Below are 12,717 nucleotides of genomic sequence, written 5' to 3'. Positions count from 1 at the left end.
CAGATTTCCCACCATTGCCCCATTGAAGAAAGTATCCATGGACTGGCACCTGCTCCCCATCGAAGACGCGTTTCACAGGCTAAATTCATCGCAAGCCGGCATCAGCCCCGAAGAAGTTCGTCGGCGACTTGAGCAGCACGGGCGGAACCAGCTTCGGGAAAAGCGGGCCAGGCCCCCCTGGATCATGTTCCTGGCCCAGTTCGGTGACTTCATGATCCTGGTGCTCATTGCCGCAGCGGTCATTGCCGGCATCATCGGCGATGCCGGAGATATGGCGCCGATACTTGCCATTGTCATACTCAACGCCATTATCGGTTTCGTCCAGGAATACCGGGCGGAACGGGCCATTGCCGCCCTGAAGAGGATGGCCGGCTTCAATGCCGAGGTGATCCGGGGTGGTGAGACACAGAGCGTGGCGGTGGAAGAGATCGTGCCGGGAGATGTGGTTCTACTGAAGGCGGGTGACGTGGTTCCTGCCGACCTGCGCCTTTCGGAGGCCTATCAGCTCAAGATGGACGAAGCATCCCTGACCGGGGAATCGTTTCCCGTGGAGAAAGACACTGCCGTTCTGGGCGAAGCCTCCCTGGCCTTGGGAGAGCGAGCCAACATGGCCTACAAGGGAGCGGTGGTCTCCTCGGGCCGGGGCACCGGACTGGCCGTTGCCACCGGCATGGAAACTGAGCTGGGGAAGATTGCCTCCATGATCCAGGCGGAAGGGGACATCCGGACGCCGCTGCAAAGGAAGTTGGCCGCCTTCGGCCGCCGTCTGGCTCTTTTGATCATCCTCGTCTGCGGTGTAATTTTTGCCATGGGCTACCTGCATGGGGAAGCACCACTCCTCATGTTCATGACCGCCATTTCCCTGGCGGTGGCGGTCATCCCCGAGGCGCTGCCGGCGGTGGTGACCATTGCCCTGGCACTGGGGGCTGCCAAGATGGTCAGGCAGAAAGCCCTGATCCGGCGATTGTCGGCAGTCGAGACCCTCGGCGCGGTTACCCATATCTGCACCGACAAGACCGGTACCCTGACCCGCAATCGCATGACTGCTACAGAGCTCTTTGTGGATGGAGAAATGATTTCTGCGGCCTCGGTTGCGCCGGCGGGAGAGGTAGTTCACGACTCCGCCCGGTTCTATCTCCTGGCGGCAGCGGCATTGTGCAACGATGCCAGGATGAACGGCGACAATGGCTTGAGCGGCGATCCCACCGAGACGGCACTCTTTGTCCTGGCCATGGAGCACGGTTTCGATCCGGTGCGGCTTGCGGCGGAATTCCCCCGTCTCGCCGAACTTCCCTTCGATACGCAGCGCAAATGCATGACCACCATCCATAAAAACCCGGGTGGCGTAGCAGGATACACCAAAGGGGGATTGGAGACAGTCCTTGCCAGGAGTTCTGCCATGCTTGCCGGTTCTGCCGTTGTCCCCCTTGATGCGGCCTCCTTCCATCGTGCCAATGAAGCCATGGCAGCCTCAGGCCAGCGGGTGCTGGCAGTGGCCATGGGACGGTGGGCATCGCTGCCCGCAGATCTTTCGTCTGAGGCGGTGGAGCGGGATCTGATCTTCATTGGTCTTGTGGGGATGGAGGACCCTCCCCGGGAGGAGGCCTTTGACGCCGTTGCCCAGTGCAGGACCGCCGGGATCGTTCCGGTGATGATCACCGGCGACCATCCGGCAACGGCGGCGGCAATTGCTCGTCGGTTGGCGATCCTGGAAGGGGAGGGGGAAGTGATGACCGGGCCCCGCCTGGAGGAGTTGCCGCTGGAAGAGCTGGAGAAGCGGGTGGAGGATATCCGTGTCTATGCCCGGGTGGCGCCGGAGCAGAAGCTGAAGATCGTCCAGGCCCTCAAGGACCGCGGGAAATATGTGGCCATGACTGGGGACGGGGTCAACGATGCCCCGGCCCTGAAACGGGCCGACATCGGCGTCGCCATGGGGATTACCGGCACCGACGTGGCCAAGGAGGCGGCTGCCATGATCCTTCTGGACGACAACTTCGCCACCATCGTCAAGGCGGTGCGGGAGGGAAGGCGCATCTATGCGAATATCCTCAAGTTCATCACTTACTCCATCTCGGCCAATTTCGGCACCCTGGTGCTCATTACCCTGGCCCCCTTCCTCGGCCTGCCGCTGCCCCTCTTGCCCATCCAGATATTGTGGCTCAATCTGCTCTGCGACAGCCTTCCCGGGCTTGCCCTTGCCGTTGAGCCCGTTGAAAGGGGCGCCATGGATCGCCCCCCCATCGATCCCGCTTCGGGTGTCTTTGCTGAAGGGAGGGGATGGTTCATGGTCCGTTACGGCCTCTTCATCGGCATCCTGGCCATCGCCCTGCAGATCTACGCCATGTATGTCGGTCATTCCTGGCAGACGATGGTTTTCACCTTCCTCATTTTCAGCAGAATGGCCATGGCCCTTGCCGTCCGTTCCCGGCACCAGTCGCTGCTGCAGCTGGGCATCTTCAGTAACAGGCAACTGGTTGCGGCCATAGTGATCGTCGCCGTGCTCCATATCTGCGTCGTCTGGATTCCCGCCATGCAGCCCATCTTTGTCACGCAACCCCTGGATGCGAAGGAAATGGGCCTGGTGCTGGCCCTGTCGGTGGCGGTTCTGCTTGTTTCGGAACTGGAGAAGACAATCATGCGAGCGGACAGAAAAAGCATGCTGTGAACCCAGGCTGCCGTGGCTGCGGGAGTGAGTGACGGAGCGGAGCGGCGAGCGGACACCCGCCAGACGATGCAAAAATCACCTATGCCGACGAATTGCTAGTTGGGTGCTAAATCAAGAGCCCCCGCAAGGTCCGCAGCTCCGGCGACCGAACGAACGGACGAAGTTGCGGCAGCCGCCCCTGCAGTCCCTTTACAAAAGTGCGTCAATCGCTTCGAAATCAATGTCATGATCGGCGTTGGTCTTGATCCAGCTGAGCTTTTCCTCGTCTTCGGCGGTGATTTTGGCCACGTCTGCCGAGAGGGTGGTGAAGACCTTGGCGGTGGTCTTATCTACCCTGATGTAGGGGATATTGCTGTCGTCCAGAATCTGCTGGCTGATCTTGGATACAGGCACATGCCCGGCGATGACCAGACCGGCGATTTTCGCCTTGTAGGCGGGGATGTGGTAGAGGGAGGAGAGGGTGACGATCAGCTCGTCCCGCGAACTGGTGAGGATCAACAGGGTTGAGTCCAGGAGCCCGTCGATGACCCGCTGTGACGAAGCTGCCCCTAGTTGAATATGATTGATGATACGTGTTTTTTCCTCCAGGTTGCCGTTCAGGGGGAGGTTGAGCAGCTTGCCGATGTGTCCCAGAGTGGGGTTGGCCAGGACGGGGGAAAAGTTGAAGCCGCCGATTACCCGCAGGTGGTCCGGTTCCAGGGCTGTCTGCAGGTAACCCAGCACGTGGTCCCGTTTCTTGCTCAGGAGCTTGTTGACGATGATGCCGCGCACGTCGGCTTTTTCCCGCTCGTAGAGGGCCAGGTTAAGGCGCACCGCATCCACCACCTTGCCGATGCCGCTTTCGGTGACGATCATGACCGGGGCATTCAGGATCTTCGCCACCCGGGCATTGCTAAGACCGATGACCGAGCCGACGCCGCCGTGCCCGGCTCCCTCGATGATGAGAAAATCGTACTTTGAATCCAGCTCTTCCACCGCATCGAGAATGCAGCCCTCCAGGGAGAGGTCGTCGAGCCTGCCGCTGAGGAAATCCTTGGTGAAGTCTTTGTGCAGCGCCACCGGGGACATGAGGGCGATATCTTCTTCAAGTCCGAAGGCCCTGGCCATGAGAACAGCGTCCATATCGACGATGAAGTCCTCGTATAGCTCGATCTTAGGGCCAATGGGTTTGATGAAGCCGACCTTTTTGTATTTCTTGCGCGCCAGGTGCATGAGCGAAACACTCATGGTGGTCTTGCCGCAGTTTTGGCCGGTGGCACCGATGAAGATTTTTTTAGCCATGTGCTTCCTCCGTGGGATTTATCGCATTCGCATCAGACGGCCGGACATAACCTGGCACACCAGCGGTCAAAGATGGTCGTTTTGCCGGCGCCGAATTTTTCCAGGGAGGCGCGCACCTCATCCCTGGATTTCATAACCGTCACCGTTTCGGGATTCTTCGAGTAGAAGAGGTCGGCAAAGCAGATAATCTCTTCTTCCAGGGAGAGTGGCACCATGTCCCTCTCCGGCAGGGGCAGTTGCTGGCGCCGGACATCTTCGGCGGTGAGGCCGACGCCGATGTGGCGCTCGCAGACCAGGGCATGGCGGGAAAGCCCTTCCGCTTCCAGGATTTCCCTGCCGGCAATGCCATGGCAGATATAGGGCATGCTGCCGAAGCATCCCATCTTCGGCGCATGGACACGGCATACACCGATATCGTGCAATAATGCCGCTTCCTCGACGAATTGAATATCGACGGGAACGGCAAGGGTGCAGGCCACTTCACGTGCCCTGGCGGCCACAAGACGGCTGTGCTCAAAGACTATCGCCAGGGCTTCCCCGTCGGTGAAATATTTTTTCAGCAGTGCTGCCGCATCCATCTGTTTACCCCGCTTTGTTTTGAAGCTATTATATGGATGCACGGCCGCCTGTCAATGTATACGGGGAGCCTCAGCTTTTTGACGACTCCAGGGAGCTTCCAGTGGCGATTGAGATCAAGGAAACCGATATAAAGATAGAATTCTACCGGGCATCGGGACCGGGCGGCCAGCATCGCAATACCACCGATTCGGCCGTGCGCATCCGCCACCTCCCCACCGGCATCGTCGTGCAGGCAGCCGAAAACCGCTCCCAGTGGCAGAACCGCGAGCTGGCCATGGAACGCCTGCAGCAGGCGCTCATCAGACGCGAGCGGAAGGCAAAGAAACGCATTGCCACCAAGGTGCCGAAAAAGGCCAAGGAGCAGCGGCTTTCCGAGAAAAGAATAGCATCCCGAAGGAAAAAGGAACGAACGTTTCGCGATGAATAAAGGAGACAGGTAATGGAACTGCTGGAGGGGATCTATTCGCGGCGCAGCGTGCGCAGCTATACGGACCAGGTGCCGGCCACTGAGCAGGTCCTGGAGATAGTGAAAGCAGGTTCGTGGGCGCCTTCCGGCCTTAACAACCAGCCGTGGCGGTTCGTTATCGTCAGGGACCCGGAGATCCGGCGGCAGCTGGCCGGCTTCACCCGCTACCGGCATATTATCGACGGTGCGCCGGTGGCCATTGCCGTTTTTTGCGACCGCTCTGTCATGTACAACGATGTTAAGGATCACCAAGCCATGGGGGCCTGTCTGCAGAACATGCTCCTGGCGGCCCACGGGCTGGGGCTGGGGGCGGTCTGGCTGGGGGAAATACTCAAGAGTGCCGAGCAGGTCGGTCGCCTGCTCCGGGTTTCTTCCCAGATGGAGCTGATGGCGGTAGTGACCGTAGGCTATCCTGCGGAGACTGATCAGCGTTCCGCCCGCAAAGACGTGCAGGAGCTGATCCTCGCGGAACTTTAATCACAACGGCTTTACGATCCTTCGAAGAAATGAGGGAAGGGTAGCGGTAGTTTTTTATCGAGCACCTGACCTGCGGTTTATCGTTCGGTGTATGTTTTGCAGCACGCGTGGTCCTGATGGATAGTCACCTGAATATCGGGGGCAGAGCATTCCAGCGACTGGTTGAACTTGCAGCTGTCCACCTTGCAGGCGCCTACGCTGCCGGAGATTTCGGACACACCCGCTTTTTGTGACGAATTGGTGTAGGTGTCGCAGGTGGGATGGGAATCACCCACCGTTATTGCCATGGCATGACAGATCTTCTGGTTGTTGTAGGCGCAGTCGGAAACGTCGCATACCTTGATCCTCGGCATTGCCGTAGCCATATTCTTTCCTCCTTGTGCACCCCTTCCCTTTAAAAAGTCTGGCATAGTTCCCGGTGATGTCAACGGGAGGGACCCTGCATCGGATGCACGTCCCGAACGATGTCCACGAATGCCCTGGCTGCAGGGGATAAATCCCGCCCTTTTCGTTTGGCCAGGTAAAAATGCCGGGAAAGGTTCACCCCCTTTATTCCCAGCGCCGCCAGCTCCCTTCTTGCCAGCTCTTTTTTAATGGATATCTCGGAAATGAATGATATCCCGAGCCCATGCATCACTGCCTGCTTGATGGCCTCGTTACTTCCCAGACGGATCTTGACTCGGATGGCGGCCATATTGAGCCCCGCTGCGGCCAGGGCTTCGGCAACGGTTTTGCCAGTTCCCGACCCGCTTTCCCTGAGGATGAAGGCTTCCTTCTGCAGCTCCGCCAGGCTGACCGCCTTTCTGCCGTACCACCGGTGTCCTTTTCCCACCACCAGCCTGATCTCGTCGTCGCCCACCGGCGTCAGGACGACGTCGTCGTCATCGAACCAGCTGCCGACGATGCCCGTCTCGATCTCTTCGCTGCGCATCCTGTCGAGGATCTGCCTGCTGTCCCCTTGGATCATGTTCACCGTCAGGGAGGGAAAGCGCTTGACGAGTTCCGCCAGCACGCCGGGGATCATATAGTCGCCGGGAATGGTGCTCCCTCCGATGGATAGGGTCGTATATTCGATTCCCTTGAACCGGTCCATGGCCAGTGTAACCTCGCGGGTGGCGGCAATGATCTGCGCGGCGTGTTGCCGGAGCACCTTGCCCCCTTCGGTGAGGAACGCTCCTTTGCCGGTACGGTCTAGCAGTTTGACGCCGAATTCCTTCTCCAGGGAGGATATGTGCAGGCTCACCGTTGACTGGGTTAAGAAGGTCGCTTCCGCTCCCTGGGAAAAGCTCCCCGTCTCGGCAACGGCCAAAAATACCTCTAACTGTTTCAGGTTCATTTAATCCACACTATTGATAAAAACGATTAGCTGAATGAGTTTTATAAAAATTATCAATTTGACTGTAGGGAGTCAATAGATTATGAGAACAGTAGCGCTCGTACGTGCTATGCATCCCGGAAAAGTGGAGGAGTAGGATATGAAGAAATTGTTGTTGCTGGTGGTTGTTTCCTGCCTTGTCGGCGCCGCGCCGGCCTGGGCAAAAAGCCGTGGCGGCGTCGTTACGGTGGAGGTCGATCTTTCCGCCCAGGAAGCGGGGAAAGAGGCCAGGCTCTGGTTGCCCTATGCGGTTTCCGATGGGGAACAGCAGGTGTCCAATGTCAAGGTTTCCGGCGACTATGCCGCTTCTGCCGTCTATACCGACCGGGCCAACGGCACTCCCATTCTCTATGCCCAGTGGGACAAAGGCGCCGCCAGCCGAAAGCTGGTCTACTCCTTTGTCGTGGAGAGGGAGGAAGAGGTGCGCCGCAGCTTTCCTGCCGTGGAGGCATCCTGGAGCCCTGCCGATTACAGCCGCTACCTGTCCGCCACCAGTCTCGGGCCGACTGATGGGGAGGTGAAGAAGCTTGCCGACACTATCACCAGGGGAAAAAAAACGGTGCTGGAGAAGGCGAAGGCGATCTACGACTGGACCTGCGAGAACACCTATCGTGACCCTGAGACCCACGGTTGCGGCAAGGGAGATGTCTGTGCGCTGCTCAAAAAGCCCGGCGGCAAGTGCACCGACATCTCGTCCGTCTTTGTTGCCTTGGCCAGGGCTGCGGGCGTTCCCTCACGGGAGATCTTCGGCATAAGACTGGGGAAAAAGGCAGGGGAGGACGTTACCGGTTGGCAGCACTGCTGGGCAGAGTTTTATCTGCCCGGATACGGCTGGGTTCCCGTGGATCCTGCAGATGTGCGCAAGGCAATGCTGTTGGAGAAGCTGAAGCAGGAGGACGCCAGGACGAAGGAGCTGCGAGAATACTTCTGGGGAGGGATCGACCAGTACCGGGTCAAGCTTTCTGTCGGGCGGGATCTGGTCCTCGATCCCCCTCAGGCGGGCGCGCCGCTCAATACCTTCGGTTACCCATATGCCGAGGTGGGTGGAAAGGCGATCGACTCGCTGGAGCCGAAAACCTTCAATTATCGCATCACCTATCGTGAGAAATAACCGGCTTCAGCTGCTGGAAGTGAAAAAAGCCGCATCCAACAAGGGTGCGGCTTTTTCATTCATGTGAGTTTCAGTAAATTCCGGGCTGCTGAAACTTCATCCGTTGGTTCGGTCGCCACGACTGCGGTTCTTGGGATTGCCTAAAAAATAGGCAAATTGTTAAACCCCCGTAAAGTTACTTCGAAGTTTGCCATGTGCTCCGCCATTTTCCACAAAGTTATCCACAGATTCTGTGGATTACAGGCGCATCCAGCAAGCCTTTAGCCATAACAGCCTGAAAGTTTTCCACTTTTCAGGTTGTGAGAAAAAAACGACAAAAAAATGACGCTTTAATGAATTGGGAAGTAGTTATTTCCGCGATGTATTCCGGTGGGGTGACTGTATCTGTCAAAATATTGGAACTTGAAGATCGCCGGTACTTGATTCCACAATTTGGCAGCCACCTAGCGCTTGCCCCCGGCCATACGCTCGCTTTCGGGGCACCGGCGCAACAGGTACATGAAGAGTGGACCGGCGATGGCACCGAGCCCGGCGGTGGCAAAGGCTATTCCCCATTCGGCGCTGACGCCCGGCCATGGTTGCCAGCCGTTGCATATGTCCAGAGCCCAGCCGAAAACGGTCGGCGAAATCATCCCCAGGGAGTAGCCGATCAGTGACTGGAGACCCATGGCTGCCCCCATGTATCCGGGGGCGACAAGTTCCGTCAGCCCTGCGGAAAAGACCGGTGATTCTGCAACGATGAGGTATCCATAGACAAGGCCGACGGCGAAGGTAAGGTAGGGATTGACATTGACCATCCAGCCGAAAATGAACGAGAACATGGCGCTGCCGCACATGGCGATGGCTATGGTCTTGGTTCTGCCCAGCATATCGGAAAGGGTGCCGGTGATGGCGGTGGCAAAGGTGCCGATGCCGATGATGATGCCTGCCGCTGTGGCTGCCCAGCCGGTGGCGATTCCTTTGCTGATGCCGTGACCGATGAGGAGGGCGGTGAAGAAGGGGGCAAGCCAGCTTCTCATGCCGTACATTTCCCACATATGGGAGCCATAGCCGAGGATCATCAGGAAGGCAGGCTTGTTCTTCAGCACCTCGCCTCGGAATCCGCCTTGGGAGCGGTGATGAACGACAGGCTCATAGCCCTTGAAAACGACGAGAGACAGCACTGCGCCCGCATAAACACCCATGGAACAGATGATAAACGCCCATCGCCAGCCGGCAATGGATGTAACCGCCCCTGTCAGCGCCAACGAGAGGGATGCCCCCAGGACCAGGGAAGCCACATATATGCCGACCGCTTTTCCCCGTTCTCCCGTATGAAACTTTTCAGCCACTAGTTTCAGACCGGGCATGTAGGTTCCCCCCATGCCGAGACCGGTAAGGCCGCGGAGCACCATGGCGGAAAAATAGTCGTGGGCGTAAAGGGCGAAGAGGAGATTGGCCGTGCCGGACCAGAGAACGGAAAATATAAATATACGTTTGGTGTTGAAACGATCGCTCAGGGTGGAGAGAACGGCTCCGGACGCAATGTAACCGAGCTGGTAGATGGAGAAAACGGAACCTGCCCTGGTATTGTTCATGCCCCATTCCTGCTTTAACAGGGGCAGAATGGCGGAGTAGTTGAGGAAGACCAGCATGATGAACAGTTGCGCCAGACAGAGGACCAGGAGCCAGCGGGTTTTTGCGATCATGTATTACCTTTTGCTCGGAATAAGAGAATATGGTGGCGGCATTATAACGGGGGTGGAAATTTTTAGCCAGAATAAAAAAAGCCTGCTTTTGTGCAGGCCTTGTTCAAGGCTCATCAGGAATGCTGTGAAATAAAAGACAGTCGCGACATCGTCCGTTCGCTCTGTCGCCACAGCTGTGGACCTTGCGGTGTCGTCCGCGTAATAGCGCATGATGTTTGGAGCGGCAGGTCATCTCCGTTCCGCATGCGGCGGGTGTCCGCTCGCCGCTGTAACTCGTCGTTCTCTCCCGATGCCACGACTGCCTTTCCCTGAAAGGTCTGAAGAACCTTATTAAATAGAGCCGAGGGGATTTTGGATCAGTCGCTGGTGGCCCACTGGCCGTGGAGCGAGCAGTATTCCCGGACGATGATCTTGCCGCTGAGAGGGGGAAACTGGGCCTGTGGAGCTTCCCCTGGTTTCAGCTCCTGTCTGTAAATGCGGCCGTTGGCAATTATCTCGATCCACTCAATGAAATGCTGCGGTTCCATGGGGTGCGGCACACTGCCGACAGTGACAGTGATGCCTGCGGCAGAACGTTCCACTACCGGCAGGTGTTTTTCCCGGGATGCGTCCACCGTATTTTCTACCTGCAGCGCCATGGGACTGCCGCAGCAGACCAGTTCACCGGCTCCGCCATGGAGTACCTGGACGATATTACCGCATGTTTCACATTTGTAGATTTCAAGTTTCTTTGCCATTGGGTCACCCTCCATCGTTGAAGATAAGCAGACTATTTCGGTCGTTTTCATCTTATAGCAGAGGATTTTTCATTTGCAACCTGGCTCATTAATTTTTGTCCCAGATCCCTGATCAGCCCACTTCGGCGTATTCCCGTTCCCGGAATGTAACCCCGAGGGAGCTGGCCAGCTCCCTGACTTTTTCCACATCGAGCCCCGGAACCGTTACCGCGCTGGCGACCACCTGGGGAATCGATGCCGGTGCCAGGCGGAGAAACTCACAAACTCCTGCAAACCCTTTGCTGCTGAAGGGGGTGCGGCAGAGCCGGTCATAGGTTTCGGCATCGGCAGCGTTCAGACTTACGGAGACGCAATCGATGAGCCCCTTGAGCTCTGGGAGGATGTTGCGGCCATAAACCAGGTTGGCCTGACCGTCGGTGTTGATCCGGGTCCTGATGTCCCGTTTTTTCAGCTCGGCGGCAACCTCCTTGACCAGGTCGAGGCGCAGGAGCGGTTCTCCATAGCCGCAGAAAACTACCTCGTCATAATCGTGATGCTCGGCGATGGCTGCCATGACTTCGCTGAAGCCCGGCTCGTGGTCAAGGAGCAAATAGTGCCCTTTTACGGTGAAATCGTCGAACTTGGCGCAGAAAGAGCAGCGGTTGGAACAGCGATTGGTGATGTTCAGGTAAAGGGAGTTGCGGATGCGGTAGGCAATGCGGGCCTTCTGGTCTTTTGTGCCCATGTTGAAGAGGGTGTGGACATTGTTGGTGGTGATGCGGGTGACGTCCTCCAGCGACAGTCCCTTGATCTCCGCCACTTTTGATGCGGTAATGCTGACAAAAGCTGGTTCGTTGCGCTTGCCCCGGTGGGGGACGGGGGTGAGATAGGGACAATCGGTTTCCACCAGCATCCTCTCAATTTTGATACCCTTGACCACCTGGCGCAGGGCGTCATTGGACGGGTAGGTGACAGTGCCCGGGATGGAAATATAGAAGCCCAGGTCAATGCATTCCTGGGCCAACTGCAGGTCTCCGGAAAAGCAGTGGAATACCCCTCCCACAGCTGCAGCCTCCTCTTCCCTGACAATGGCCATGACCTGCTCGTGGGCGTCCCTATCGTGGATGATGATCGGTAGCGAGACTTCCCTGGCCAGCCGGATGAAGCGGCGGAAAACCTCCTCCTGCAGGTGGCGAGGCGACCGGTCACGGTAGAAATCGAGGCCGATTTCGCCGATTGCGACCACCTTCGGGCAGGTGCAGGCCAGGTCGCGGATAATTTCGTAACTTTCTTCGGTCACCTCACCTGCGTCATGGGGATGGATGCCGACGGCGCAAAAGAGGTTGTCGTAGCGATTTGCCAGGTCGCACGCCGCTTTGCTTGTTTCCAGGTCGGTGCCGACGACGATCATTTGACCGACGTCGGCGTCTTCGGCTCTTTTCAGCATATCGTCAAAGTCTTCTTTGAACTCGGGGCCGTAAATATGGGCATGGGAATCAATCAGGGTATATTTTTGCGTCATGAGCCGTCCCTTCACTGGTGATGAAGCAGAGGATAGCACCGGCAGTTCCGCCATGCAAAATATTTCCTGACGTGGGGACAGAGAAAAAAGGCTGGGGAGGCGTGGCACCCGGAGACCGGCACGGTTGCCGGTCCCGGGACGGAGGATTCAGCGGGCCATGACCAGCTTGTAGGCGATGGTTGCCACGTGCTTGCCCTGGTAGCGGGCAGCCGCCAATTCGTTCTCGGTGGGGAGTCGCTCCCCCTGAACGCCGGCAATGGTGGATGCACCGTAGGGGGAGCCGCCGGTGATCTCGTCGGTGCGCATCTGTCCCTGGAAAGCATAAGGGAGGCCGACGATGACCATGCCGTGGTGGAGCAGGGTGGCATGAAAGGTGAGGATGGTGGATTCCTGTCCCCCATGTTGGGTGTTGGAGCTGGCAAAGACGCTCCCTACCTTGCCGATGAGGGAGCCTTTGACCCACAGCCCGCCGGTGGCATCCAGGAACTGGCGCATCTGACCGCACATATTACCGAAACGGGTCGGAGAGCCGAAAATGACTGCATCGGCCTCTGCCAGTTCCTCCACCGTGCAGATGGGAATGTGGGCCATACTGCGCTGTGCCTCTACTGCACCCATTTTTTCCAATACGTCATGGGGCAGGGTTTCCTGCACGCGGCGAAGCACTACCTCGGCGCCGACAACTTCCCGCGCCCCTTCGGCCACGGCCTCGGCCATGCGATGAATGTGGCCGTACAGGGAATAATAGACTACCAGAACTTTCATGATAACCTCCTGTATAAAATCATGGCAGACGGCGAACTCCAGAAACTGTATCATGTATTGCCGGTGGTGCAA

General features: G+C 57.7%; 12 protein-coding genes. 4 read left to right on the top strand and 8 right to left on the bottom strand.

Translation table 11 applies throughout. From position 1 onward, the window contains the following. The first annotated feature begins 37 nt into the window (after positions 1-37). Positions 38-2,665, top strand: a complete 2,628-nt coding sequence (locus ML541_RS06295) for a cation-translocating P-type ATPase (RefSeq protein WP_243371746.1) — start codon at positions 38-40, stop codon at positions 2,663-2,665. A 189-nt stretch (positions 2,666-2,854) separates the two neighbouring features. Here ML541_RS06295 and ML541_RS06290 read toward each other — a convergent pair whose 3' ends face one another. Continuing rightward, entirely contained in the window at positions 2,855-3,946 is a 1,092-nt protein-coding gene (locus ML541_RS06290; RefSeq protein WP_243371745.1) for an AAA family ATPase, read from the bottom strand. Between the two features lie 32 nt (positions 3,947-3,978). Continuing rightward, positions 3,979-4,524 (bottom strand): HD domain-containing protein, encoded by a 546-nt coding sequence (locus ML541_RS06285; RefSeq protein WP_243371744.1) that lies wholly within the window; start codon positions 4,522-4,524, stop codon positions 3,979-3,981. A gap of 101 nt (positions 4,525-4,625) precedes the next feature. On the opposite strand from ML541_RS06285, the gene ML541_RS06280 reads away from it, so the two are divergent. Further along, positions 4,626-4,952, top strand: a complete 327-nt coding sequence (locus ML541_RS06280; RefSeq protein ID WP_243371743.1) for a peptide chain release factor-like protein — start codon at positions 4,626-4,628, stop codon at positions 4,950-4,952. A 12-nt stretch (positions 4,953-4,964) separates the two neighbouring features. Continuing rightward, entirely contained in the window at positions 4,965-5,468 is a 504-nt protein-coding gene (locus ML541_RS06275) for a nitroreductase (RefSeq protein ID WP_243371742.1), read from the top strand. Between the two features lie 77 nt (positions 5,469-5,545). On the opposite strand, the gene ML541_RS06270 is transcribed toward ML541_RS06275, so the two are convergent. After that, positions 5,546-5,833, bottom strand: coding sequence for a DUF1540 domain-containing protein (locus tag ML541_RS06270; RefSeq protein WP_243371741.1), 288 nt, complete (start codon positions 5,831-5,833; stop codon positions 5,546-5,548). 59 nt (positions 5,834-5,892) lie between these two features. Further along, the gene (locus ML541_RS06265; protein ID WP_243371740.1) at positions 5,893-6,804 is read right to left on the bottom strand and encodes a selenium metabolism-associated LysR family transcriptional regulator; all 912 of its coding nucleotides are present in this window, start codon (positions 6,802-6,804) and stop codon (positions 5,893-5,895) included. Positions 6,805-6,943: 139 nt separating this feature from the next. Between ML541_RS06265 and ML541_RS06260 the strand changes: the two genes are divergently transcribed. Continuing rightward, on the top strand, positions 6,944-7,954 hold the full coding sequence (locus tag ML541_RS06260; RefSeq protein WP_243371739.1) for a transglutaminase domain-containing protein: 1,011 nt from the start codon (positions 6,944-6,946) through the stop codon (positions 7,952-7,954). A 443-nt stretch (positions 7,955-8,397) separates the two neighbouring features. Here the strand turns inward: ML541_RS06260 and ML541_RS06255 are convergent, their stop codons facing one another. The 4 genes from ML541_RS06255 to wrbA form a co-directional block, all read right to left on the bottom strand. Beyond that, positions 8,398-9,642 carry an MFS transporter gene (locus ML541_RS06255; protein ID WP_243371738.1) on the bottom strand — a complete coding sequence of 415 codons (1,245 nt, stop codon included), beginning with the start codon at positions 9,640-9,642 and terminating at the stop codon, positions 8,398-8,400. Between the two features lie 356 nt (positions 9,643-9,998). Next, positions 9,999-10,379 (bottom strand): desulfoferrodoxin, encoded by a 381-nt coding sequence (locus ML541_RS06250; protein WP_243371736.1) that lies wholly within the window; start codon positions 10,377-10,379, stop codon positions 9,999-10,001. A 112-nt stretch (positions 10,380-10,491) separates the two neighbouring features. Then, positions 10,492-11,880: a TatD family hydrolase gene (locus tag ML541_RS06245; protein ID WP_243371981.1), complete on the bottom strand. Its 1,389-nt coding sequence runs from the start codon at positions 11,878-11,880 to the stop codon at positions 10,492-10,494. Between the two features lie 147 nt (positions 11,881-12,027). Beyond that, positions 12,028-12,645 carry an NAD(P)H:quinone oxidoreductase gene (gene wrbA, locus ML541_RS06240; protein ID WP_279342377.1) on the bottom strand — a complete coding sequence of 206 codons (618 nt, stop codon included), beginning with the start codon at positions 12,643-12,645 and terminating at the stop codon, positions 12,028-12,030. Positions 12,646-12,717: the final 72 nt, after the last annotated feature.

It is taken from the genome of Geotalea sp. SG265, assembly GCF_022808985.1.
GTDB lineage: Bacteria > Desulfobacterota > Desulfuromonadia > Geobacterales > Geobacteraceae > Geotalea.
Note: the sequence above shows the minus strand (reverse complement) of the source record. Positions and strands in the feature narration are given on the sequence as shown.